The following is a 26524-nucleotide window of genomic DNA, read 5'->3' on the forward strand; positions in this document are numbered from 1 at the left end:
AAAAAACAATTAGATAATATATCAATTAAATTTTTAATATGTTAAGTAATTATTTAATTGATATATTTAATTCAAATATTTCCATTTAATTAGAATATTTTCCTTGAAGAGCAATAGGAATATATTTTTTAAATTTTTCATCATTTAATAAATTAGTATTATTAATAATATATTCACTTGTTTTCTTATTATTCATAGATAATTTCATTTGACTTTCAATAAAACCTTCTTTTTTAATTAAATTAAGAAGACGTTTACCATAAGTCAAAGATGGATTAAGAAATCTTTTTTTCAATGAAACAATTATTGGTTTATAATAATCCATATTAAATTCATAAACCATTTTTTCCATACCTTCAAAAATTTCTAAACCCCAATTAACAAAATCTACTTCTTCACCATCTTTTAATAATTTTAAATCAGGAGTATAAGCATATTGAGCAACATTTATCTCATTTATAAAAGCTTCTTCTTGCCAATTTTCATAATCAGATTCATCTAAGAGAAGTAGATATATTAAAAATATATGTAAAAAATCCATATCCTTTCGAATAAGACCACATTTATAAAAAGGATTAATATCCAATGTTCTAACTTCAAGATATTGAATTCCTTTTTCATTTAAAGATGAAAGCATTTTATTTGGATTTTTAGGTTTTAATCTAATTTGAGTATATAATTCTTTAGCTTCAGATAATATACCTTTATCAATAAAACTTTGAACATCACGAGTAAATTCACATACATTATTATAACTAGGATATAATGGTTCTAAATTTTTATAACCACATGAAGAATTTCTTAAAGAAGGTCCATCTTCAGTGTAAAAACTTCCTTTATTATCAGTATGATTCATTAATTTAGTACATTCATCAGTAAAACTTTTATGAGCTGCAACAGAACATCCAGTAAGATAAATTATAAACCAAACATGTTTAATATAATTTCTTGTAATTTTTAAATATAAGCTATCTTTAAATTCTTTATAATTAATATCAATGAATGTGTCTTCAATTATATGTTTATAAAATTCTTGAACCATTTTATCTTTAAATGAAAAATTAAAATGAATTCCAGAAATTAATTGTTTACGAAGCCCATATTTTTTTGCAAGACCCCTTCTATAATCCATAGATTTCTCAGCTAATTCTTTTTTACCATAATATTTTGCAATAGGTATTTTACTAGATTCTGGAAGTATACAGGGTAATGATTGAAACCAAATATATTCATCATCATCTAAAGAAGTATTAACTAAATCAGAAATAAATGAAAAAAATTGAAATGCTTCTCCAACACTATTAAATGCAGGAGTAATGATTTCAACTTGACTTTCAGAAAAATCAGTAGTGATATAAGGATTATTTAATTTATTTCCAAATATTTCTGGATGGGGTCTAAGAGATAAAGTTCCATCTTTTAAAGTTCTTAATCCTTCCCATTCAATTCCAAATAAACCATCTAATAACTGTTCTCCAGTAAAATATTTTTTTACAGTAGATAAATTAAAAATATCTTCCATAATATCACCTATACTATTATAAACTACCATATTCTTTTATAATTTCCTCTAAACTAATATTTTCATCAAGTAAAGACAATAATCTTTTAGCAGGATTTGTCCTATTTTTAATATTTTCATATATTGGTTTTAAGAAAACTTCTTCACCATAATTTCTTTCCTTAAGACCTTGGAATGCTAAATCTACAATATCCTTACATAAATCATATAACTTATCTTCAGAAATAAATTTTGGAAGATCCTTTTTAATAAATAATTTACGTAACTCTGTTGGTGAATAAGCATTATCATATAAACCTGAGTTAGATATTAGTTCATTAATTTCTTGAAGTTTATGTTTTAAACCAACATGAAATGCAGAAACAGACATTGAAGCAGAAATCGGTTGAGTACATACACTTCTATATTCTATTGTACCTCTAAATGTAACATCAATAAATTTAAATGATCTTACATAATCAATATCATCTAAAGAAGGAGTAAATCTAATAGTTTTATACTCACCATTATCATAATATTCACCAGTAATTTCATCTTTACTAAAATATTCATATAAACTCATTGATGTAAAATTTATATAAACACCATCTCTAACTACACTATAAATATTTAAAGAAGATAAATAATTTAATAATTGAGAAATATTCTTAAATTCAAAATCATACATACCAATATTCTGTGAATTTATACCATGAGTACTATTCTCCCAAAATATGTCTCTAAAACAAAGATAATCTTCATTATTCCCTAAAAAAACAGAATTAGAAAATAAAATTGCTTTAATTGGTTCTAATTTAGAAAATGTATTAATAGTTTCTAATAATTCATCATAAGGAACATCTAACTGAACTTGAGAAGCACTTGAGAATAAACCATATTCTGGATAATCATGAAAGTACATAATATCATTATATTTAGGATAAGATTTTAAATGATGATAAAGCATCAAATATCTTTCATTAGGAATAGGTTCTTTAAGATTATATTTCCAATAGGGATTAATACCCATTCCAGTTAAAGTATGATTCCTTTTTTCAAATTCTTCATTAATAAATTTATAATACTCAGTAAAACGTTCATTAATAGAAAATAATTCTTTTTCTTTACCCATTGCAAATTCTATATTGTTATAAGAACAGTCATAACAAAGAATATCTCCATTATCTTTATTTTTTAAAGAACAAATATTTCCATCATAGTCTATACCCTCTACATCAAAAGAAGGAAATTTATTTTTAAATAATTCAGTTACTTTATGAACAACATTAAAATCTACAGGATCCTTATTTAAATTAAGAATAGGAACTTCAATTTCAACTCCAATATATTCCTCATTATTATTTTTAGTAGGTGATATAAATTTTTGATAAATTTTATTCTTAATATCTTCAGTATTAATATTATTTACCATACATAATCTCCTTCAGACACATCATTTAATGAACTTAAAAATTTTTTAATAAAGATTAATTGTTCTGGAGTTTCAATGTATTCATTATTATGAGGTTCAGCTCTAAACAATAATTTACCATCTTTAAAACATAATAAAGTATTTAAAGGCAAATCTTTCCAATTCCCATTACTTAATGCTTTAGTTGAAAACATTATACCATTATTAAATTTAAAATAATGTAGAGAATCTTTACAATTCATGTGAACATAAAGATATTCACCATCAAAAAGCATGAAATCTAATTTATTATTAAATGATAAATTATTAACTAAATTAGTTAATAAGTTAAAGCGTTCTTTAATATTTAATTTCCTACCTTTTCTAAATTCTTCCTTATTAATATTATCAACAAAATAAATTAGAACTCTTTCAGAATCTGTAGTTCCTTCTTGAATCATAGAATATTTACATAAATCAGAACTATCAAAAATAGTTCCATTATGAATTAATGTCCAAATTCTACCAGAGTCATCTTTTTTATTAAAAGGATGACAATTAGAATAAGTTAAATCACCAATTGTAGCTAATCTAATATGTGCAAAAACATTTTTATTAATTATTGGATTTTTTAAAATATTTTTTAATTTTAAACTTCTTCTTGCATTAATAGGTTCTTTATAAATAGAATAATTTGAAGAATCTAATAAAGCTAAACCCCACCCATGAGGATGATGATTACAATGAGAATAGAAATCTTTTAAATATTCATTTATTGCAAATGGTTTATTAGAAGAATAAGCAAATAATTCACACATATTTTTACCTCATATTAAATTATATTAAAACAATATTTAAAATTTATTTATTAAAAATAAACTTTTAAATTATTTATAACTACAAAGTTCTTATAAAGATTTTACTTGAGAATATTAAAATAATTTAAAATTAATAAATTTATAGATACTTTAATTAAAAAGTTTATTAAAAAATTTAAATATAACTATTGTTATATTTTTTATAGTATTTAAAATTTTCTTGTAATGTGTGTTTATTGTGAAATTTCTGAAAATTTTGATGAAAAAATATGAAAAAAAATAAAAATTTTATTTAAATAGCTCCAGTACCATAACGGAAAATCACATAATCTTTGACTTTGCAAGATTGAATATCATGTTGTAACTGACTAGATCCAACATCACGAACATTGTTATCCCCGAGGTAGTTTTGGAATATTAAGATAGATTTATTGTTTGTTTTTTGTATTAATTGTTTTATTTCATTCATTTTATAGTCAGTGTAATTATAGTTATATTTATAAGCCATTGGAAGCGGTGTTGCTTTCCATTTTCCTATATCTTGATGATAATAACTTTTCAAAGTATCAGGATGTTCATACATACAAGTAGCATATACTTCTTTGTTTGATAGTGCAGTAACTACATTGTTTGTATTTGATGTAATAGTATTCATTATATTGTCATTATGATTGTTACTATTGTGTCTGTTGTAGTCAAGACAGACTCCATCAACACAATCTTTTTTACCAATACTTATTATTTTTTGTATTCTGCTTTTAGCTTCTGAAGAAGTTGGATTAACCATGCCTGAACCGTTGTAATAGGTTGTGTAGAATATTATAAGCTTTGCACCTATAATTTTACATTTTTCATGGAATTTCTTTACATACTCTTCTCCTCTGTCTTCGAAAATCATATGTGAAAGGAATATGTGATTATATCCTTTTTGTTTGAGTTCTGTGAATGATATTTTTCCAGAATCTGAGGATTTGACAAATAATCCTTTAACACCACCATTATTATTATTGGTGGTTGTGGTTGTGGTTGTCTTTGCAGGTTCATCAATTTTTGTAATGATACATACAGATTGCTGACTTATCTCCCCGGTTACAGTCTTCATATAATCAGCTGACCTTTTAATTAATTCTGGACCAGAAAGAGAATATATTTCATACACATACTTGCTTTTGGGGTTTACACATGCAAGTGTAGTGTAATGTCCACCTTTATCGTTCCAATTGTTCAAATTATGCCACATAACATGCAATATTAATGCACGGTTGGGGTCTGCAACGATTTCCGCTAATTCTTGAAGACTCATATCAGAATAATTCTTCCACTCAACACTGATTTTTTTACCATATTTGCTTGCTAGTTTTTGCAATGCATTATTTATCCCAGTGTGGCTTGTACCTGCAACAGTAGTGCTTGCATAACGGGATATTTCAGTCTGTGATTCATCAGTACCATAAAGTTCATACCAGACTTGACTTATACTTACGGGGGCGCAGAAATAGCTATTTATTTGTTTAAGACTTGTCCCAGTAAGGTATCTTGGGTTCCAGTATTCTCCTTTAGTATTGGGGGTGATTGTTTGTTTTTTCTTTTGAACTACAACTGTTGTAGTTACTTTTGTGGGGTTGCATATGTCATCACCATCAAAATAAGATGTTAAAGTATAGGTTCCAGGTGTGAGTTTGATGGGGAAGGTGTATGTTCCGTCTTGATTTTTTGTGTAGATGTAATTTTTATCATTAATTTTTAGTTGAATTGTCTTATTTAGTATTGGATTGTTATTGTTTTTATTTAATAGCTTGACTTTGTAAGTATAGTAAGTGTCTTCTGTAATTGTTATGTTTTCACCTACTAGATATGTATCAAGCTTTACTTTTTTGGTGGTTTCTTCAACTTTTTCAACACTATTTTCAACAGTTTCAGTATCATTTTTAGGATCTACAGTTTCAGTTTCATTTTTTGGATCTACAGTTTCAACTTTTTCTTCAGTGTATTGTTTTTTTGTGAATAATTTTTCAAAAATAGCTACTATCATCTCTAAAATATTCATACCTAATCACAACCGTTTTTATTGTACTATTAGTTTTGCTTCTGCACTGGAAGCTGCATTCTCAATATCTCCACCAAAATTAAATTTTAAGGTGTATTCTCCTTTATTAAGGTTTATTGGTAACTTAAAAACACCATTGGAGTCTGTTTTCATACTATAAGCCTTTGTAAAACCAGCATCAGTATTGGTAACTGTAACGGTTTTCGGTTCTTTTGTAGTAACCTTCTTGGTGGTGGTGGTTTTCTTTGTCATTTTCCCACTACGTAGCTTCTGTGCTTCTGCTTCACTACTACGGGTAGGACCACTAACACGTGTAAGCTTGTATTTACTCCAGCTGTAATGTTCATTTCCACCTACGCAACCGTAGTCTGCATCACAATGCTTACAGAAGATGTGTCCTTCTATACTTCCACCTTCACTATTTCCTTTACAGCTTGAATAACCCCAGTTAGTGTTTTTTCCAGCCCACCAAATGTCCCAAACAAGAGTAGCATTCCCACAATGCGGACAACGGTTCTTGAATACACTTTTCCAGTAGCTGTAACTGTATCTTGATGATTCTGCACTAGTTGAAGGTTTACCAATCGCCATAATAGTCTTTTTATCCTTACTTACACCGCAGCGGCTGTATGCATATTCATCTACAGTCTCAGTCTTTGTAGTAGTCTTATTAGTGTATTCTGTCTTCGTACTTGTTGTAGTTGATTGTGCCTTAATAACCGTGATACTACAATACTTCCCCGCAAGGGGTCCGTTCTCAGTTTTTAGGATTGCTGTTGCATTTTGACCTTTTCTTAATGTTATCTTTGATTGTGCTTGAATACTAGTAGCTATTTGATTAATTCTAGTACCGATTTCAGCATTACCCAAGGTTATCTTTGTTTCTCCAGGCATTTGGGGGTCTTTCACAATCTTTTCAACTTGTGCGCGGATTAAAGTTGCATAATCAGGTATTTTCACAAAAACCTTATCATAAAGGCTAAATCCACTGTTATTGCTTGTTACTTGCTCCAAGTCTTTTAAATCAACATTCAAATTAATTTCAGGATATCTTTTATCAATCAAGGTATTTGCACAACGATTATATATAACATAATTATTAGTTTCTGAGGTTTGAATTGTCCCTACTTTGGGGGTTGTTATCTGCTCTCCGTCTGGGAGGTCTGGTCTTGAATATATCTTCTCATATTCCACTCCAGTATCCAGTTCATCGCGGATATATAGGTCTCCTTTTTTCTTGCTGAAAGGTGCTGCCCAGTAAGCTGTTACAACCTCATTTTCAGTAGTATTACCATTAGAATCCGTGGTGGTTTGTTTTTCAATAATCATAGGGATATTTTGACCTTTGGAGACTGCAAGATTACTCCAATCATTGATTACTTTTTGAAGGTCTGCCCGTGTCATTTCTGTTGAAACAACACTACCAACCCCAGCACTAGCACTAACAGAAGCAACATTACTTGTGAGGCTGAATTCTGGTGCAATAGCACGGTAAGTATCAGCTTCATCAACCTCATACTCAATATTCTCAGCATTAAAAGACAAATCAATTACAGTATCATGTTCTTTACCCACATTCCCCGGCTGTAAAAAATCCAAATAACGGTGAATAATGTTTTTATCTTTATCTTTTTCATACCTAGTTTTAAAGATATTACTTGTTTCTTCCTCAATGTACCGTAAAAGTTCAAGCTTAGTCATTGTACCATTTAATGCTACGTTTCCACGGCTACCCATACAGGTTTCTACATTTCCGATATTGTAATATTTCCCGAACTGTTCTTCAAGTAGTGTTCTGTTGATTGTTTTTGTTTCAGCTGAATATTGTTGAAATAGCTCAACATAGTTTAATTCTACTAGTACTTCTTCTAATTCAATTACAATATGATTCTTATCCCAATAATCATATTTTGTGCTGTTTGAGATTACGTAAAGGCATGGGTCTAATCCGTTTGTACCTGGAACCCAAACTTTGTTTCCTATTTTGAATAAGTTTCTTGTTTTGTTGATATTTTCATCATCCAAGGGGTAGGTGATGGAGAGTGTTTGTAACTCTCCCACTTCACTTGTTTGGGATATTTCAAGAACCTCACTATCAAGATACTCCAAAGGGTTTTCATTTTGGTCTAATACAAGTACTGTAAAACCCATAATCTACCACCTCTCATAGAAACTAACTGATTGAATGTTTCCAGTGTTGTTGCAGTTGAAACGATACTCCCCGTACACGATAAACCAATCTGAATTGAAATCAACACTCTTTGTGATACTAGTGTTCACATATTCACCGATTGTCTCATTTGATTCTGTTAGGACATATGCTTGTCTATTTGCACAATCAATCCGCAAGAGTTTCCCAGCTAGGTTATCATCACGGATAACCATTTTCTGACCAGATAACTCTTCTGTGATGTTTAAAATGTTTTCTGTAGCTATAACGTAAATTTCTGGGTTTATCTTTGCAATACTACTATTAACACCATAAGCATTACTTATGTTCGGTGTTTTGGAATAGCTAGTACCAGACGGGACAATTAATTCAATTTTTCCTTCGTAATCTGCAAATTCAACTTCAGAATCAATGGAATCCTCCATCAAGAAATACCATACTCTGTCTGGGTAATTACTGAATTCTATAGTATTCAAGATAGGTTTATTAAATTTATCTCTTTCATTACTGAATAGACGACCAATCCGCTCCATGAATTGACTTGTTTCTGTGATATCACAGCCTCCAACAATGAATTTGATTTTAATTTTCTTTTTCTGAATATTACTACGGTATGCTACTGTAGAATCAGTACCATCAACATTAAGATACTTTACTTCGTTTTCAGTTCCTGCAGGTACAACAACAGACTCAAGGAACATATTATAATATCTTAGATCCTTACCATTCACCCAAGCCTTCACAACAGAATCAGCAACTTCAATGTAATGGAATGTTACATGCAGGTTATTGATTTCAATGTGTGAATCATGACTGAAAGGGTTGCTGAGGTTGATTTCTAATTCTACGTTTTCTAGGTTGTCTTCAAGGAAATCTTCAAAATCCAATCCCCAAAGGTCAAATTGACCACCAATACTTGCATGTCCAGTTGTTTCATTAATGTTTATACTTCTTTGACCAGTCTTTTCATTAGTTATCAATTTCATTAATAATGCAAATTCTGAATCACAATTAATATCAAAATCTACTGTTATTCCTTGTACTACTGTATTTTCATTCACAATCAAACCAGACATATCCATCTTGTATGCACGGATATTGTTTGTTGTTGATTGAGTGTTTAATTCTGATATGCAGTATTCATCAACAGTAGCTATTTTCTTGATTGGGTAGGGGAATATTCCAGGTTCTTCTAAGTGTTCTTTGAATTCCTTCTCCATGACTACGGGGTAGGTGTATTGTAGTTTGATAGCACGTGCATTTGCTTCAAGATACTCACCAGTAATAAAGATAATTACCGGGCAGTCCCGTGAGTAATCAAAGTCAATACTTATTTCTTCCTCTGAATTCACTTCTGAGACGGGTTCACTCCAAACCGCATTGCTGATATAGTCTAATGCAGTGTAACCTGTTTGTTCAGGAGCATTAAACACACCAAGACGGTAATTGTAATCATAAGGGTCATATACTTCAAGATTTTCCTCCCCTATAACACATTTTAAGATACTAGTTACATTATAGGTTTTACCGTCCCCGAGACGGTCTAATTCATGTTCATCAAGCCTTATACAAGTAAAATAAGGTACTGTAAGGTCAGAAGGTTTAATCTTAACAGTATAAACAACAGTCTGATTATTAAATACACTTGTAAAATGCTGTAAACCACTAGTACTTGAAGAAACAGTGAAATTAACAAAATTACCAGTAGTATCCATAAAATCAGGATTTATAACGAAAACATTATTCTGTCCCGGATTAACAGTGATGTTTGAATCAACATTACTGACAGTTATTGTTTCGGGGAAGGTTATTGTAACAGTATCAGCATGAAGTCCCGTTTCTTTTGCTGTAAGGTCAAATTGTATGTTGAATTCTTCTCTTTCAGTATGTACATTGTCATAATTGCATGTTAATTTTGCATTATTTTCAACAACATCTAAAAGAAGCTTTGTTGTTACAAGTGCTTCAGTTTCCTTGAAAGTAATTAATTTACTACCTAAACTAGTTGCTTTTATTTTGAAGGATACATTAATGCTTCTTTGGTTAAGGAATTTTCCTGTCCAGGTTACTTTTTGACCTGTAACGGTAAATGTTCCTTCACCAGCTGTTTTGCCTTTGAAGGTTAAGCCTGTTGGTAGTGTGAATTCTATTTTCGATGTATAAGATGAAACCGTCTTATTTTTACTAGAAATAGCTAAGTTTACGGTGGTTTCTTCATTATTGTAGATTTCACTGCTTTCTGTTGTTGTGTTGAGGTAGAATTCATAATCTTCATAGATTACTTCAATATATACATTTGAAAGCTTGATTTGACACACATTCCCACTTGTATTTGCGGGGTAGTTGATTTGAACCCCAAAATTACCACTATTTATGGTGTTAGTAGTGATGGTGTTTGTGAATTCAGTTACAAATGACTTATTCTTGTTTGTATCAAAAGGAAGACTATATCCTTTACTAGAATAGCGGGTATTCAATAATCTGATTGTTGGTGCAGCAAAGCTACCGTAGCAGTTGTTATATTTGACTCTTTCATGATTATACCCCACACGGATTTTTGTAATTCTTGCACCGTCCGGGATATTGAATTTGAAGTCTTTAAGGTTGATTGTTGAAGGACGATTCCATGTTCCTGCTTTACTCCCAATCATAGTGTAATTATCATTATTTGACCGTACACCACAATAAGAGACCCCACCACTGTTTTTTAGGTTGTTAAGGTTGCTCCAAGTACGATAATACTTCTCATTACTATATTTCCCCGTTGTTTGGGTGATATTGCTTGCATATCTTTTCTGACTAGCCATATTAAATCTCCCCCTGTGCTGGAATATAATAAACAGTCAATATAGGTCCTAAGACATAGAAATTCCCAGTGTTACCTGTTGTATTTGCACCAAATTTTAATGTAAGTAGCATATCCTTATAACTTACTCTTGCAGCTGTTGAACCAGGATTATTCCATGTTACAGTACTTTTTGTGAAAGTATTCTTACCCCCAACAACACCAGTACCCGTTAGTGTTTTACCATTTCCAGAACCTTCAAGTGTTACTGTTGCTGCAGGTATGTTGATACAAACAGCAACTGAAGATTGAGTACCATTCTTTGCACTCCACTCACAAACAATCTTATTAATCTTCGCTGATGAAGGTATTGTGAAACCCCAATTATTCTTTTGAAGATTTGCAGGTATCCTATATGTACCAGACTTTGAAGCTACAGAAGGACAACCACAAGGATTGATTTCCCCATCCGTTGATACATCAGTCCAAGCCCTATAATTACCACTATTACTAGATGGATTACTTACCATTGGATTACCTACTTTTCTTTGTGATAATGGGTTTTTGATTGTGAATGTAGTGTTTGTTGAGACATTATTATACTGAGAGTCCCCATTAAAGATGTATTTACTGTATACTTTGCAAGGAGACCAATTCATCTGCAACTTAGACTTACCGTCCGTTGTGCTGACTTGACTGTAATCTGTGAAACTTGAATTATCACGACTAACGCTGATAACAATATTCTTATTACCAAGAGGGTTTCCTTTACTGTCTGTTAGTATGCATGCAGTGTACCAGCCTTGATACAAGTCCCCCGTAAGAACAGTAAGCCGTGGGGTGTCCTTTGTTATTGTTAGTTTGCTTGTTTGACTTGTGGAAGCAAGATAATTGCTTGTTTCATTATAAACAGCATAATACTCATGCTCACCAATACTACCATTATTGTATGGTAATTGTGCAGAACCAGCCGATAAAGAGACAGTGCCTATAATAGTGTCATCTTCATAAAATACCACGTCCCCTGTGGGTGTGGATTCATCAGCGGCGGAGACAGTTGCAACAAGAGTATAATCTTCAACAAAACTAATACTAGTACTACTACTATTCAATGTAAGGTTAGTTGTTGTTGCAAGCTTACCACATTTGACGATTGCTGTTGTGGTTACTGCTTCAAAGAAGTTATCAGCAGTATTTGTGATTGTTACTTCTACATCTTCATTTGCTGTGAATGTATAATCTGCTTGTAATTCACCAGTCTCATCAGTAACCCCATTTAATGTTATATCCCCTGCGGTGAGGGTTAATTGTATTCCTTCAAGTGCATTATTATTCTTATCAGTTACAACAACAGTTAAAGGCACAGTATCACCCATGTTGTACTGTTGTATTGGGTACTGAAGAACAATAATCGGTTTACTGAGATTTATCACAGATTCTACAGTATTTGATTCAGAAGCAAGATACTGAACAGTCTGCCCAAATCGGGCATAAAATTTAACATTATCACTTGTGGTTTTTAGGTCATGTGCACTTACCGTGAAGATAGCTTCACCATCATCACCAGTAACCCCAGTACCTAATAATGTAGTGTTGTTGTAGAATTCAACAGATTCACCAGCGACAACACCTGCACCTTCATCATAACCTAAATCAGCAGTAACTGTGATTGTATCAGCAGAATCAATCACAGAAGGAGAAACACTAATCTCAAGACTAGTAGTATGATAAACAAACACATGAACACTAGTACTAGTAGCATCATACTGAAGTTCATCTAATGTTTTAACGATGATAGTATGATCACCCCTTATATCACTGCTGTAAGTGTATTGACATGTACCATCTACAGTTTCACTAGAACCTAATAGTATATCGTTTTCATAGAAGTATACATCAACATTACTTATTGCCTCACCTTCAGTATTCTTTAGTGTTGCAACAAGATCTACCTCACCATTAGGTTCAATACTCCAGGTTTCCGCGTCAATTGTGAGTAATGCAGTTTCACCTTTTAATTTAATCTCAAAAACGGGGAAATCAATATTATCATATGTTATCTTCTGACCAGTGAGGGAGGGAGTGCAATTACTCCCCAGCATCTCATCAGTACTGCTTATACTGTTCATTATATTACCAATTCCCCGGGTGTCATCGGGGTATACAGTGTATTTTTTCATGTTATACCTCTACTTCTGTTTGCTTTTCTTTCAAGCCTTGTTTTTGCCTTTGCATCTTCAAGTTGGAAGCGGATATTATTTGCAAGGTTTTTAATCCAGTTATCACTATCTGTTGTTTCACGGATCATGCGGACTATAGTATCTTCATCAACATTTTCTGGTAAGCCTTCGAAGGTGTGGTTTACTGTGATTTCACCGTTTAATGTGAATTCCCCATTATCAGGGGTGTTTTCTTCATTGTTTTCTGTGAATCCGCTGCTACGTGCTACAGTTTGACGACCTACACGTTTTGGTGCAGGACCACTACCATAACCAGTAACTGCTGAAGATACCCACATTCCTCTTTGTTGCATTGCAGTTGTATCCAAGATTTCACCATTAATCCGTGTACAGAAATGACCTTCACCATCCCAATAACAATGGACTTTTTCACCTTGGAAACCACAGGTCCTTGCAAGAGCAAGTAATGCGTCTGCTCCATCACTACAATTACATCTGCCTGCAGCTATTGCATTTTGCCAAGTACCATATTTTTCACTATCGCAGTAGTGATCATAAGGTATTCCAGAACCAGGAGCAAATAATGCTGCCCCAATCTGTTTAAAAGCACTGAAACTTATATTAGGTGTTCCGCTTGCAAAGTCTTTTACTTTGAAAGCAAGACCTGTTTGAATGTTTCCAGCTCCAGTGTGGATAGCTGGTCCTTTCATACTCCAATTATTAGTAGTATCCTTAATTTTTTTGATGTTTGGTGCTGCGGTATTTTCCCATGCACCAGCACCAGAAGCACAGTCAAGACATACTCCAGATAATGCTCCAGAACGGATAAGGCTTGTTGTATCTATTTTACCATTATTGGTATTGTATTCAATATTTCCTGAGGTTAGGCATGGTATGCTTTGTGCTTGAAGCGGTGTAATGTACTGTGGTATGTTTTTTTCACGGCGGATACTGTTTGCAAGTATACTGCTCATTAGACTCATTCCACTGCTTGCTCCACCACTGCTTGCTCTTCCTACAACACGGTTTCTTTGCATCATACCAGAATTAGATGGTCCTGCACCCCAAAGGTTTGGATTTTGGAGTTTGCGGTAGAATCCACCTATTGTGGAGGATAGGGTGTTGAAGTGGGTTGTAGCTTCGTTTTTAATGTTTTTTGCTGCAGAAACAATACTATTCTTCATACTATTCCAAGCTTTCACCATTTCTTTTGTGATTTTGGAGGTGCTGTTTTGCATTTTGTTTAAATTGTCTTTTGTGATATTGCTTGTTTGTAGAAGACCTGTTTGAGTGTAATTGATGATTTTAAGTAGGCTACTGTTGATATGGTTTGCCATAAGGTTCATTTGAGTCATTTCATTTGCACGGATATTGGTGAATGCTTGTGTATTCATTAGTTGTAATTGTGAAAGGTCAATTCCTGCAAGTGATTTCATTTGATTGTATTTTTGATTTACATTTGCAACCATGCTTGCTAGTGTCTTGTTTTGATTTGCTACTTCTTCTTGTGCTCTTTCATCACCATCATCACTATCAGCACTATTGCTTTGTGTGGTGTTTGCTTCAACATTCAAAGTCTGGGTTGGTAATTCAAAATTCTTGTAACTTGAAACAAGACTTTCACCTACGTTTGCTCCTGCTTTTTCTGCTTGACTTGTCATATCAGCAACATTTGCAAGAGTATCTTCAAACTCTTTCACAACCTTCTTCTGAATAATACCAGGAGAATGAATATGCATAGCATTTAACATTCCATTTACGATATTTTGTCCTATTTGCCTTGCTTTGTTTACAAGGTCAGAACCAGCACTCATAATCCTTGAACCAATGTTCATGAATTCAGTATACACTTTTCCCGGGAGTTGTGAGACTTGCCCTACTACAGCTGAGACTACTCCTGCTGCTTTGCTTCTTGCATTACTAATCCATGCACCAGCACCTGCTGCAATACGACCAGCAGTACTAAGAATAAAGCTTGCAACACGACCAGGTAACTGACTAATAAATGATATTACTGCAGATACCATGCTAGAAGCACGACTCCTACCAATGCTCACCCAACGGGAAGCACCTGCTGCAATACGGCTTGCAGTAGCAATAATCCAAGCAAAAACACGACCAGGTAATTGACTAATCCAAGAGATAATACCATATACAAAGTTCATACCCGCTTGTAGTGCCATAGTAGCTATTTGAATAATCCAGCCAGCTATAGTAGTTACAATAGTGGTTAAGATAAGTGTGAAAGTATCAAGAAGTATAGTCCAAATACCGGTTAATAGTTCGGATAATGTGATTTGACCTTCTCCAAACTGTGCAAACAAGTCAATTATTTGTAAAAGACCAGAAACCATATCTAAGAGTACTTGACCAATCAATTCAAGGACAGGTATCAATAAGGGTGATAAGATTTCAATAATCTGAGTGATTACTTCAATCATTGCTTGAGCAGGTACAGTAATAGCTATCAATATTCCTTTCAAGACTTGGAAGGAATAGCCAACTGCATCAATAATAGCCCGTACAATATCAAATTCACCAGTAGCAGATTCAGGGAAAACATTACTAAAAGCATCAGTAACAGGCTTTATTGCATCACAAAGCCAATTAAAAGCATCACTAATACCTTTAATCAATCCTTGAACGTCAGGGTTGTTTATGAATGCTGCCCATAATCTTTTAATTCCGGCGGTCATTGCTTCAAACATTGTAGGAATATCTTTCCACCAGCCAAAGTATTTTCCAACTTCATATGCAGCTACTGCTAATGCTATTACTCCTGCTACAACAAGACCAACAGGACTTGCAAGGAATGAAGCATTCAAAATCTCATTTGCTGCTGCCAAATCTCCAGTAGCAACTGCTGCAATGAAATTCTTTGTAGCTAAAAGTGAAGTTTTGACACTAAGAAGACCTGCAGCAAATGCATTACCTTCTTCAGCAAGAGTATTCAATGTAGTTGCACCAGTCAAAAGGTCTACTGCAGTTCTTGCAGCAGTAAAACCATCTTTAATATACCTTCCAACATCTTTTGCAGCACCACCCAATGTTTTAATACTGAATACTGCGTCTGACATTGGTTTTGCAAAATCATTGATGTATGGTGCTACTGTTGCAAATCCAGCTATAGCTCCACCAACAGCAATAATACCCTTGGTTAAGCCGGGTGTTGTGCGGTCAAGTTCAAGGAAAGCATCACAAGCATTCTTAATGTACGGTGTTAATTCATCACCGATTTGTCTTCCTGCTACACGGAACCTTTTCTTGAGCATTTCAATACTACCACTTGTAGTATCCATTACTCCGCCAAGGTCTCCGAGACCACCAAGACATTTATTTAATGCTCTTGTGTATCCTTCTACATCTGAAGCTTCACCACTCCAGCCCATAGCCTTCATTTTTTCTTTTGTGATACCGAAATTCTCTTTGAGTATTTGGAAATCACCATTAAGACCAGAATATGCTTCTCCCATCTGGTAAGCTGCTGTTGCAGTATCATTACCCATCAAGATACTAGCTTCACCAAGCTTCATAACAGCCTCTTTAGTACCCGCAAGTTGTTCATTGCTCATACTAGTGGATAATTTAATCTTGTTTAAAGCATTTACCATTGAATCCATACCAACAACACTTGTATTTGTCATTGTATCAAGACTATTCAAGAGTGAATCACTAGCAGTCTTAGAACCCATAATCGCAGTATTCAAACTACTCATCTTTTCACGAGACAGACTCAAACCCACTGTAAGGTCTTTAATACTATTGACTCCCATTGCACCAACGGCACTTGCTATCATTCCACCCATGGTTTGGAAGCTATTTCCAAGCCCAGTAACCTTTGATTTCACTGAATCTATAGCAGAACCAAGCCTTGAACGGATACTGCTTGCTACACTATGAACCTTAGACCTGATTATCTCCCAACTATTTCCAAGACCAGTACGAACAGCAGTCCCCAAGACCATGATTTTACCCTTGGTACTTGAAATATCAACTCCCATCTGAGATATTTTCAACCTTGCACGATCTAGATTTGAACCAAGGCTTGGATCTAGTTTCATTTGGTGTAATCTGTTTGCAGCTTCTGAAGCACCAATTCCAACAATCCTGGTTTTGTTTGCAATTGCTGTGTAAACATTGGTTACGGTTTGTCCGTAGCTTTTTGTACTCATTAATGCTTGTTTCTGAGCTTGTGTAAGATTATTAAAAGCTGTTTTTCCAATTTTACCAGATTGGAGTAAACTCATGTCCATTTCACGGAGTGCCTTTTCTGAGTAGGATAAGCTATTTCTGAACTGATTTGAGGCTTGTGTTGATTTGCTCATTGACTGTTTTGAGGTGTTTCCCATATCATCCATTGATTTTTTAACTTTCTCCACGGTTTTTGATATTTGGTCTTCAGCTTTAAGTATAATGTTTATAATGTGTTGTGAGACCAATTTATTCACCTCTAAAAATAAAAATAAAAAAATAAAGAATTTTTATATAAAAAATAGCTATAAATTTTGTTCTAAAAAAAAGAGAGGAGGAAACAAACCAAAATGGCAGTATAGCTATTCTACACGGTTCATTTCCTCATACAATTGCATTCTTCCTTTACTGATAAAGATATTCTGGATAAAAGTAAGATTATTCTGATTATCAGCTATATGATATCCACAATAATCTAGCCAGATAATGTTTTTTGCTTCATCAGTCTTTAGGAAATTCATCTACATCACTTTCAAGGTCTGGGTTATTTAATCCAGATATTCTTTGAACGTGTTCATAGATTTCATTAATAACGACTGAAGGAGCATTAAGTAATTCTTCTTCAGTGATATTTTCTTTTTCATCTTTGTTTTGTTCATTATCAAGTGAATATACTACTGCTTTGATTTTTGCTTGATTTTGAGCTTGAGTAGTTTTCAAAACAGATAATTTTCCTTTACTTTCGAGTTGTGATTTGATATTCCTTGACCTTGCGGTACGATTGTTTGCTTTTTCATTTGTTTCAAAAGTACCGATAGCTGCAGCTTCAATCTCACTAATTTCATTGATTTCTCCTTGAGTTAATGGACGAAGATATACTTCACCCTCAAGTGATTTGATTGGGTAAGCTTTTACGTTGTTTTTTCCTGCAATAATATCTGAAATGTTTATTTTTCTAGCCATAATCTGTTATCCTCCATATATTCTTTTTACTAGTAAATAGCTATTCGTTTTTTGTTGCTGTAACTGTAATTGTTTCAGTAGACTCATTAACACTGAACAAACCATTCTTGTTGATAGTGTATCCTTCAATTGAAGTAGAATACCTACCATAAATCACACTAGGGAATGTTACAGTTCCATCACTACCAGTAGCAGCAGCTGCAATATTAATAGATTTATCATCTCTTGAGGTGATAGTTACATTTGCATTTTCAACTGCTTTTCCTGATTTATCTACTACTTTGACTGTTACGTTTGTTGCAGTACCTTCAGCACTAGCAGCTATCTCTGGTTGATTGTTGATTAATTCAACATACATATCAGTTATTACACTAGTTCCATCTTTAAGAGTTGCTTTTCCAGTACCTACAGCTTGAAGGTTGAATGTTACTTCAATTTCATCAGATTCTGAGCCTTCATATTCAACACTTACAAGACATTCTGGGAAGAAGATTACTAATTTGTCTGAACGGTCTTCACAAATGTTTGTAATAATTTTTAACGGCATTTTGTAGATTTTACATTCAGAAGGAGATGTTCCAGCTTCACCATACTCAGCTTTCTGAATAAGTTCTAATGTTTCTTTTTCTAATGTTGAAACAATACTAAGTGTGATTTCTCTTTGTTGTGCTGCTGCTTTCCTTTGAGGCATACGACTACCAAGACCAACTGTTTTATCTTGGTTAAGGTTGTTTTTACCTTCAAAACTGAATGATGATACGATTCCGGGAGGTACATCATTATCTAATTCAACACTAACATCATAAAACATTACTGGGATATCACCATCGATTAACACTTGATTGTAAGTGTTTGCATCAATACTTTCCATTGTTTCATCTTTGTAGATCCAATCTGCAGCCATGGTCATGTACTCATCTGATACTTCTAATTTGAGTCCGTCAAGTAATGCTCCTACGATTGTTTTTTCTGCTACATCGAAAGTCTCCCATAATGTGAAACTGTTCAAACTGGTTGATTCTCCACCCCAGAATTCATGTGAATTTGTTTTTGTTCCAGCTGTGAATTTATAGTTGTCAAGGAATGCTTTCATGTAGTGTCCTATTCTTTTCATATCTACTACTGATTCAAAGCTTGATGTTGGTTTGATTGCTCCAGCTCTTGCACGTTTAATCATTCTTGAACCACCAGTTTTGGTTACTGGTTCAGCGTTGAGTGCAGCGCTGAGTTTGGTTGCTTGTTGGTGCCAGTCTGGTGCTACTGCTGGTTTTCCGTAAGTGGATTCTTCTTTTATTCCAAGTACACGAAGTCCCATATTTATTTACCTCTATTCATTTTTTTAATTAATTAATTAATTATTTTCTTAAGTTTTAAGTTCTTTATCCGCAGAACCTTTTTGCACGAAGTTTGAAGTCATAGACAATAACAGACATGTTAATACTATTACTTGCCCCGTTGGGGTCTTCTCCAGTTACAAGGAGTTCTTGAAACTTCATATTATCAAATAGTTTGCCCCTTGATGGATTATCATTATCAATGTTTGTTAATCTCCAACCTTTTTCTAAGGTTTTTCCTATCCGTAATGCAAGGTTTCTGCTTTTCATTTGCCCTTCTGTGGGGTCTTCACTGTCATAGTCAATTGCAAAGAAATTGTAACGTGCAACATACATTTCAGACTGATTTCCTACCCCAGTAGATTCAAGAAATACTCTGTCTTCAACAATCCAGATAGCGGGATAATCAACCCCCTGTAATTGTTTGTCTCCCAAATATATTTCATCTACATCACTGAGGAGTCCTTCTTTTGTATGTTCTTTTTCTAGTATTTCTAGTATTGCAGGTTGTATTCTGCTTAATGCTTTTACAAAACTAGGTCTATTCATAAAAATACACACCCACTAATGTTTAATTGTAGTTTTCTTGTAATGCTCTAGCAAACATTTCATCAAGTCTATCTTGAACATTCTCAATACTTTTTTCAACAAACTTCTGACCTTTCTGCCCCCGTACATAACGTGCAAAAATTGTCTCACCATGTACACTGAAAACAAGTACAGAAGCACGACGAGGACGGATAACATCATGCCTAGGTCCAAAAAGTCCAGTTCCATTGTTAACCCATTCAGCATATTTAACGTCTGAATATACTGCTCTTTGTAAATCTCCACTTTCTTCAATATACCAAGACGCATAAAGGAATTTGGTTTCTCCTTTTGGGCTGTTCTGGGTTAATTGTCTTCTTAATTCTTCACTAGAATATTTCATTGTCCCACGGATGACATTCCGGGTTACATATGATGGGTCTACTCCAGTTCGTTGTAGATCTACAGTGAATCTTATCATAATTAATCCTCTCTGTAGATTGTGAATATTGATAATTTGCTAGAATTTACTTTACTGACACGGTATTCTTCAAGCATTTCACGGATATTATCATCCATGAATTCTACTTTTAAGAAGTCTACATTCCAATCATTATGCTTGATAATAGGTGTGTCTCTTCTTGTTTGTGCAAAAGCCATTAAATTAGAAACCATCAAACTACAAGCTAAACGTACAGTCCCTGGTGGAGTGGTGGTTTCAGATAAACTAGGAAATTGTCTGTTACAATATTTGTCAATTGCATCAGAAGCAAGAGTAATCCACTGTTCCAAGAGTTTCTGTAATTCCTCTTCAGGATTATCTGAATTCTTGAACCATTGCTTGCTTTTAACCCCAGTTAGGTTTGTTACATCTTCTATACTACAATACATAATATTACCTCACCCCCCACACATATTGGGGTTTTTTTGTAGCTATTTTTTTTGTAATTTGAAATTTAAACTAGAATTTCCTTTGATTTCAACTATATCCTCTAATGTCTTATAGTCTTCTGCTTCAATACTGATACTGTATTTGCCAGATTGTACTGCTTTGATTGTGCAGCCTCCAGCACTACCAGTAACTGCAGAATAAGATTCAACCCCCTGGAGGCGGATTTGTGCATCTTTTATTGGTTTATCTTCTTCATCTGTGATACTGCATTTAAGATTGTATGTTGAAGACACACTTGTATCTTCAACACCATTAATCGCATCACAAAGAATACCCCATAAGGCTTTAGTGGATTGTCTTTGAAGACCTGTAAGTTCATTCCATTCTGGAAGCTTATTCATCAAGAAAACCCCCCATTTATACTTTGTGGGATTCTTGGATTTTTCCTGCTTCTTCAGTACTGATTGAAGCTACAACTGCTGCTTCTGTGAAATTGTATTGAACGTCAGCTCTCATTCTGAACCAGTATTTAGTGTTTTCTTTTGCTGCTTCTCTTTCTGGTTCAACAGTAATCTGTTTGTAGACTCCGTAGTTCATGTTTCTTGGGTCTTGAAGTGTACATTTCACATCCCCAGTAACAGTTCTTGCATCTTCCGCATCAAGTGTTACACATTGTTGGATTGGGATTCCTTTGTATGCAAGACCGCTGAAGCCAGTTTGAGTAGAATCACCAAGTGCAGTTCCTCTGGATTTAAGAAGGTTTCTGTATGCATCTTCTACTTCGAAAGGAACATAGAATTTAAGGTTGTTTCTGTCTCTGAATCTTGAAGGCATTGCTTTTATCATGGAATCGAACATGTCTTCAACAGTTCCTTTTTCCAAGTCAAAATTACCAGCAGCAGAATCTACACCTTTACTTTTGAGTTGTTGACCAGCAAGTTTTAACCAACCATCATTTGTAGCAAGAAGACCATCTGAGGTTTTTGTAGTGTCCCCAAATAAAGCCCAGTATTCAAGGTCTTCCCCTATTCTTTCTCCCATCATTGCAAGGAGTGTTTGTTCAAATTGTGCTTGTTCAATGTTATCTTCTTTTTCATCATCTGTGATTTCACACATTGCTTTAAGTTTTTTAACATCTAATTCATTTGCACCGAAGTCTACATCTGCTGCAGTGATATTTGAACCATCTGTTACTCCAGCACTGTTATAACCATTTGTGAGTACTCTTCCATTAATTCCAGTCCTGTTTAATTCTTTTTTAGGACGATTCATTAATTCAAATTTAGCATCGTTAAGAATGGTTTGAGGTAAGGTAGCATAACGGAGGAATTGCCCTAATTGTTCTGGGTTAAGGATTGCTTTCCCAGTTACCATGTCTGTGTACATGGATTTGAATGCTGCTTTTTCATTTTCATTTACAAGTTGATTAAGTATTTGTGAATTATCCATAATTATCATTCCATTTACTTATAATTGTTTTTTCTTTATTTTCTGGTTTTCATGTGTGTAGAAGGATTTCTACCCATGATTTCGTAGACAGTTTGTGCATCAGATTTGGTTGCTGTGGATTCTCTGATTTCATGTTCAGATAATGCTTTTCCTTTCTGTGCAACATCATTGCTGCTGCCTTTTTTCATTTTTTGAAGTTTTTGGATTTGTGCTTGAAGTTGAGCTATTTTTTTATCAATATCTTCATCTGATAAAGTGTCTTCTGCAGGAGCATTGTTTTTGTCTTCTGCAGTATCAGGTTCATCAGGTTCAGGTTTTTTCTGTTTTCTAGGTTTACTAGATTTCATAGCTGCAAAGAATTCATCTTTAAATTTTTCAAAATCCTGTACAGTTACAAAATCCTCATGCTCTACAGTCTCTACTTCTTCTTTTTCTGATTTTGTAGAAACTTCTTCCTCAGCCTCATTCTTGTTTAAGCCAAGAAAATCCATTAATTGTGTTTTAAAAGTTACATCATCCATAATATCATCTTTATGTTCATTATTCTTTTCTTTGTTGCATTCACAAAATTTCGCTTTCCGCAAACATGGACTTTTAACAAGACTAATAGCAAAACCTACAGGATCATCAATATCATGTATAATTTTTCCTGCAGAAGATTTCATGCCTGCTTCTTGTATTTTTTGTGCTAGTTCGCGGTTTAGTACTGTGGGGCTGTAACCAGTGAATTCACCGTTTAGTGCCCGTTTTATGGTTGTGGGGTCTGTGATTCTGGTTGTAGCCATCCATGTACCGGCAGGTATTACGGTTTCCTCACCATCAATATATTTCAGGGTCATTGGTGTATCTGTAATCCATGATTTTTCCGCTACACCGACCTTTTGGTGGGTGAATAGGTAGTCATGGTCTTTTTCTACTATACCGTAGTTTTTGTATGCTTCAGCAATGTTCCGGATTTCGTCTGCTGTGAATGGTTTTTCTCCACGGTGGAAATCACAGTCTGCTTCTCCTGGTATCATTACTGGGGCAGTGAAAAGTAGTTCGTTGGTTTTATCACTTTTTTGTGATATTTGTTGTAGTGATTTCAATGCAAATCACCTTTATAATTGTTTTTAATTATTTTATTTTAAAATTAGAATTGAAGGGATGAAATAAAAGAAGCTTTAACAAATCTAGAATTTAAAGCTATTTCAACATTAGTTAAATCAAATAGCTTTAATAATTGTTTAAAATTAGATGTAAAAAATTAATTGAATTAAATTATAAAAGTAAAACAATATGTGTTAAAACAGAATAAAACACGAAAATTTTAACACACACAAACAAGTAACAACAATATTTTAATTTTCTTTTAATAATCAGAGGTAATAACTAATGATAAACAATATTTTTTTTATTCTTCCCTTCAATAATATAAGGTGGACAAATAGAACCACCCAAAAAAAAGAAATACAATAAAAAAAGGGAATAGCTATCCCAAAAAAAACAACATGTAAAATAAGAAAGAAAAAAAGTGTAATTAGTTGTTAATTACAGAAAAAGAAACAATATAAAATAAACAACATAAAAAAATTTAAATTTAAGTTATAGCACAATCTCCATTACTATTATATATATACCCCATACCAGGTCTACCTGGTGCAGGTTGAATAAGATCTGCGACAGAACAGTCATCCTCTGAAACAGAAATTATAAGTAAAGCAATATATTCATCGTTAGGATCATCAGTATTATCTTTGTCTTTTTGATAATCAGAAGTAAAAATATAAGCAATTGATTTATTTATATATTCATCTTCATCATCATCTTCGTCAATTTCATATTTATTATAACCCCCTTTAACTTCAAGTGATAATAATTCAGGGGTTAAATCTAATGAAAGATTGAATCTTTTAAGCACTTCACTAACAGTTTCCATAACCATTAACCTCATTATGTCATTAGTACTATTATATATATCCAATTAAATATATATTTTTTACTTTTACTTTTTTCTTTTCTTCAAATCATTTTTATGAAGTTTTTGTATTGAACTATTCAAACCACCTTCAACATAATTATCAAAACTAATTGAACCAAAGTAGTCTTGATTTTTATTATATAATTTTTTGAAATCTTCATATTCTGCCTTTAAGAATCTGCGATTTGAAAAATTCCTTGCAGTATATTCACTAAGTCTTATAATTTCATCAAGAGACTCTAATTTTTCCATATCTCTTTTATTTAGATTGTCTGTAAGAGATAATCTTTTGTATTCATCTATTTGTTCAGGAGTAGGTCTTATTTCATGCCCTCTTGCTTTATAGATTTTTTCATCTAATAATGCTTCCCGGATAGTATAATGATTTTCTGGAGGATATGTTCTTTTAGCAGGATTATAATTTTTTAATATGTCTACACAATAATCATATGTTGGTTTTTGTGAAGGAAGCCAATCCTTATATTTTACAAAATAATAGCCTTTCTCTCCATAATATTCCATAACTGCAGCTGTTTTATCTGGATTTTTGTAAAAACTTGCCATTGCCATTGTTTCAGCAAAATCTTCACTAATTTTTTTATCCCCATACCATGAAGCCCCTTTCTCTTTCATTCCATGTTCTTTTTGATAAATAGTTCTTTTATTTCTGATTTGAACAAACTCATCACTATAAGATAAACCATAAAAATTTACCCCTCTTGGTACTCCTCCTCTTTTTTGTATAATTTCAGCAGATTCTTTTTTCATGAATGAAAAATCAATACAATGTCCCATTTCATGATACATTGTTTGTTGTGGATTTCCACGTTCATTTATTTTTTGCTTAAAACTTATAGGGCACAAATTAACTCTATTAGACTGTTTCCTATCTCCTTCATAGGGATATGATGGGTGAGTCCATCCAAGAGTACCTTTTAATTTTTTACTTTCAATCTTGGTGATAGCTACTGAGTTAGTGCATGCTTTTGACAGGGAAGGTGCTTCATCGTAAAACCTTAGAATTTGTTTCAAATCATATTCTTTAGTCCCTTTATTTTTCCAATCAAGTAAATTTTTTCCACCTCTACCATTTATGAAATAATCATCAAAGTATATTTCAGTATTATTTTTTGTATCTTCAAAAATAATAGCTTCAATTTTCCCAGTAGCTTTATTAATTTGTGGTCTGTATTTTAGTTCGAAAAAGTCAGCACATTCCTCTGGGGAGGATAATTTAGCATAGACTTTCTGGTCTTCTTTTGATGTGAGGAATATTGTTTTTCTTGGCTGAATTTTAGTACCATTAATATTTTTTATCATATTAACTGCAGCCTGTTTTTTATTTTTGAATTTATTAAGAATTTTAACTAATAATCCAGTATCATTTGTTTTATTAAAATCCATCAAGATTTGTTTTTCTTCAGGATTTAAACTGAAAACTTGAGCTCTAGCTGTACCTTCTTGGGGGTTTTTGAATTTTTTGAATATGTCTTCAGCAGTCCATTCCTCTTGATTGAGAAGGTCTGCCTCTGTAAACTCCACAAGACCAGGTGCTTTTTTACCCCATGGGATAAGGTAAGGTAATATTACACAACGACAGTTAATCCACTCTTTAATACTCCCAGATTTATCTCCAGGGTATAGTAGACCATTGCTAAATCTTGTTTCTGTACTTGTAATATGTCCATGTAGATCTACATGACTTGGTCTTACACGGTTATCTTCTGCAGTAACCCACTGTTTATATGAAATTTTATCATTTTGTATTTGTTGATAGTTTGCAGTGTTCCTGGAACTGTTTATTTCTGTTACTGCAATCCTGTATGCGTCAGCACGTTTTAGTTGTGAGAATTTTGCTTGTAGTTTCTTGATTACATCTTCTCTTCCAAGACCTTCATTGTATGCATCTGAGAGTACATTGTTAATTTCCTTGTTTAATCTTTTTTTAGTATATTCAGTTGATAATTTTGTATTATCCTTGATTAATTGTTCTACCCTGGGGTTGGTTTTGTGGAATTCAAGGTATTCTTTGTTTTTTGTAGCTATTTTATCGTCTTTTTTTTGTATTGCTTGATTGAAACTATATTCTGTTAAAAGTTTACCATATGTTAAACCAAGAATTGCTGCTTTAATATTATACCTTTGAAGAAGTTTTTCATATAAATCCATCTCTTTATTAATTAAGATAGGTACTTTCATTTGAAAGAGTTTGTGTTGTTCTTCAGGGGTATCTAGATATTCGTCTAGGATAATTTTTTGTAAATAGCTATAAAATTTTTTGATTTGTAATGTTAG

At 33.1% G+C, this 26524-nt stretch carries 19 protein-coding genes; all 19 read right to left on the reverse strand.

Annotation, left to right across the window (positions count from 1 at the left end; all coding sequences use genetic code 11):
- Positions 1–85: 85 nt before the first annotated feature.
- Complete coding sequence (locus T523_RS05960) at positions 86–1522, reverse strand: glutamate--cysteine ligase (RefSeq protein WP_042708153.1); 1437 nt, start codon at positions 1520–1522, stop codon at positions 86–88.
- A gap of 16 nt (positions 1523–1538) precedes the next feature.
- The gene (locus T523_RS05965; protein WP_042708015.1) at positions 1539–2933 is read right to left on the reverse strand and encodes a glutamate--cysteine ligase family protein; all 1395 of its coding nucleotides are present in this window, start codon (positions 2931–2933) and stop codon (positions 1539–1541) included.
- The gene (locus tag T523_RS05970; RefSeq protein ID WP_042708016.1) at positions 2927–3730 is read right to left on the reverse strand and encodes a class II glutamine amidotransferase; all 804 of its coding nucleotides are present in this window, start codon (positions 3728–3730) and stop codon (positions 2927–2929) included. The genes T523_RS05965 and T523_RS05970 overlap by 7 nt, the downstream gene beginning before the upstream one ends.
- A 292-nt stretch (positions 3731–4022) precedes the next feature.
- Entirely contained in the window at positions 4023–5777 is a 1755-nt protein-coding gene (locus T523_RS05975; RefSeq protein WP_042708017.1) for an Ig-like domain repeat protein, read from the reverse strand.
- Positions 5778–5795: 18 nt separating this feature from the next.
- Complete coding sequence (locus T523_RS05980) at positions 5796–7928, reverse strand: phage tail protein (protein WP_042708018.1); 2133 nt, start codon at positions 7926–7928, stop codon at positions 5796–5798.
- 3 nt (positions 7929–7931) lie between these two features.
- The gene (locus tag T523_RS05985; RefSeq protein WP_042708019.1) at positions 7932–10754 is read right to left on the reverse strand and encodes a phage tail family protein; all 2823 of its coding nucleotides are present in this window, start codon (positions 10752–10754) and stop codon (positions 7932–7934) included.
- A gap of 1 nt (position 10755) precedes the next feature.
- Positions 10756–12912: an Ig-like domain-containing protein gene (locus T523_RS05990; RefSeq protein ID WP_052334658.1), complete on the reverse strand. Its 2157-nt coding sequence runs from the start codon at positions 12910–12912 to the stop codon at positions 10756–10758.
- Positions 12909–17351: a phage tail protein gene (locus T523_RS05995; protein WP_042708021.1), complete on the reverse strand. Its 4443-nt coding sequence runs from the start codon at positions 17349–17351 to the stop codon at positions 12909–12911. The genes T523_RS05990 and T523_RS05995 overlap by 4 nt, the downstream gene beginning before the upstream one ends.
- Positions 17352–17465: 114 nt before the next feature.
- Positions 17466–17624, reverse strand: coding sequence for a hypothetical protein (locus T523_RS09015; RefSeq protein ID WP_156929597.1), 159 nt, complete (start codon positions 17622–17624; stop codon positions 17466–17468).
- Positions 17605–18066, reverse strand: coding sequence for a hypothetical protein (locus T523_RS06000; protein WP_042708022.1), 462 nt, complete (start codon positions 18064–18066; stop codon positions 17605–17607). The genes T523_RS09015 and T523_RS06000 overlap by 20 nt, the downstream gene beginning before the upstream one ends.
- 40 nt (positions 18067–18106) lie before the next feature.
- Positions 18107–19381: a phage tail tube protein gene (locus T523_RS06005; protein WP_052334659.1), complete on the reverse strand. Its 1275-nt coding sequence runs from the start codon at positions 19379–19381 to the stop codon at positions 18107–18109.
- Positions 19382–19445: 64 nt separating this feature from the next.
- The gene (locus tag T523_RS09020; protein ID WP_156929598.1) at positions 19446–19670 is read right to left on the reverse strand and encodes a hypothetical protein; all 225 of its coding nucleotides are present in this window, start codon (positions 19668–19670) and stop codon (positions 19446–19448) included.
- A gap of 301 nt (positions 19671–19971) precedes the next feature.
- Entirely contained in the window at positions 19972–20331 is a 360-nt protein-coding gene (locus T523_RS06015; RefSeq protein ID WP_156929599.1) for an HK97 gp10 family phage protein, read from the reverse strand.
- A gap of 80 nt (positions 20332–20411) precedes the next feature.
- Positions 20412–20720 (reverse strand): hypothetical protein, encoded by a 309-nt coding sequence (locus tag T523_RS06020; RefSeq protein ID WP_156929600.1) that lies wholly within the window; start codon positions 20718–20720, stop codon positions 20412–20414.
- Positions 20721–20861: 141 nt separating this feature from the next.
- Positions 20862–21221 carry a carboxypeptidase-like regulatory domain-containing protein gene (locus T523_RS06025; protein ID WP_042708026.1) on the reverse strand — a complete coding sequence of 120 codons (360 nt, stop codon included), beginning with the start codon at positions 21219–21221 and terminating at the stop codon, positions 20862–20864.
- A 16-nt stretch (positions 21222–21237) separates the two neighbouring features.
- Entirely contained in the window at positions 21238–22269 is a 1032-nt protein-coding gene (locus T523_RS06030) for a phage major capsid protein (protein ID WP_042708155.1), read from the reverse strand.
- A gap of 35 nt (positions 22270–22304) precedes the next feature.
- Positions 22305–23357, reverse strand: a complete 1053-nt coding sequence (locus tag T523_RS06035) for an XkdF-like putative serine protease domain-containing protein (protein ID WP_042708027.1) — start codon at positions 23355–23357, stop codon at positions 22305–22307.
- A 491-nt stretch (positions 23358–23848) separates the two neighbouring features.
- Positions 23849–24187, reverse strand: a complete 339-nt coding sequence (locus T523_RS06040; RefSeq protein WP_156929601.1) for a hypothetical protein — start codon at positions 24185–24187, stop codon at positions 23849–23851.
- A gap of 66 nt (positions 24188–24253) precedes the next feature.
- The gene (locus T523_RS06045) at positions 24254–26428 is read right to left on the reverse strand and encodes a phage minor head protein (RefSeq protein WP_198016035.1); all 2175 of its coding nucleotides are present in this window, start codon (positions 26426–26428) and stop codon (positions 24254–24256) included.
- Positions 26429–26524 lie beyond the last annotated feature (96 nt).

Source organism: Methanobrevibacter wolinii SH, from assembly GCF_000621965.1.
GTDB classification, from domain to species: Archaea; Methanobacteriota; Methanobacteria; order Methanobacteriales; family Methanobacteriaceae; genus Methanarmilla; species Methanarmilla wolinii.

Excerpts from the sequence above, each read along its gene's own strand:
- T523_RS05960 (WP_042708153.1), bottom strand. The coding sequence starts at position 1,522 with ATGGAAGATATTTTTAATTTATCTACTGTAAAAAAATATTTTACTGGA.
- T523_RS05965 (WP_042708015.1), bottom strand. The coding sequence starts at position 2,933 with ATGGTAAATAATATTAATACTGAAGATATTAAGAATAAAATTTATCAA.
- T523_RS05970 (WP_042708016.1), bottom strand. The coding sequence starts at position 3,730 with ATGTGTGAATTATTTGCTTATTCTTCTAATAAACCATTTGCAATAAAT.
- T523_RS05975 (WP_042708017.1), bottom strand. The coding sequence starts at position 5,777 with ATGAATATTTTAGAGATGATAGTAGCTATTTTTGAAAAATTATTCACA.
- T523_RS05980 (WP_042708018.1), bottom strand. The coding sequence starts at position 7,928 with ATGGGTTTTACAGTACTTGTATTAGACCAAAATGAAAACCCTTTGGAG.
- T523_RS05985 (WP_042708019.1), bottom strand. The coding sequence starts at position 10,754 with ATGGCTAGTCAGAAAAGATATGCAAGCAATATCACCCAAACAACGGGG.
- T523_RS05990 (WP_052334658.1), bottom strand. The coding sequence starts at position 12,912 with ATGAAAAAATACACTGTATACCCCGATGACACCCGGGGAATTGGTAAT.
- T523_RS09015 (WP_156929597.1), bottom strand. The coding sequence starts at position 17,624 with ATGAATTTCCTAAAGACTGATGAAGCAAAAAACATTATCTGGCTAGAT.
- T523_RS06000 (WP_042708022.1), bottom strand. The coding sequence starts at position 18,066 with ATGGCTAGAAAAATAAACATTTCAGATATTATTGCAGGAAAAAACAAC.
- T523_RS06005 (WP_052334659.1), bottom strand. The coding sequence starts at position 19,381 with ATGGGACTTCGTGTACTTGGAATAAAAGAAGAATCCACTTACGGAAAA.
- T523_RS09020 (WP_156929598.1), bottom strand. The coding sequence starts at position 19,670 with ATGAAAAGCAGAAACCTTGCATTACGGATAGGAAAAACCTTAGAAAAA.
- T523_RS06015 (WP_156929599.1), bottom strand. The coding sequence starts at position 20,331 with ATGAAATATTCTAGTGAAGAATTAAGAAGACAATTAACCCAGAACAGC.
- T523_RS06025 (WP_042708026.1), bottom strand. The coding sequence starts at position 21,221 with ATGAATAAGCTTCCAGAATGGAATGAACTTACAGGTCTTCAAAGACAA.
- T523_RS06030 (WP_042708155.1), bottom strand. The coding sequence starts at position 22,269 with ATGGATAATTCACAAATACTTAATCAACTTGTAAATGAAAATGAAAAA.
- T523_RS06040 (WP_156929601.1), bottom strand. The coding sequence starts at position 24,187 with ATGGAAACTGTTAGTGAAGTGCTTAAAAGATTCAATCTTTCATTAGAT.
- T523_RS06045 (WP_198016035.1), bottom strand. The coding sequence starts at position 26,428 with ATGAAAGTACCTATCTTAATTAATAAAGAGATGGATTTATATGAAAAA.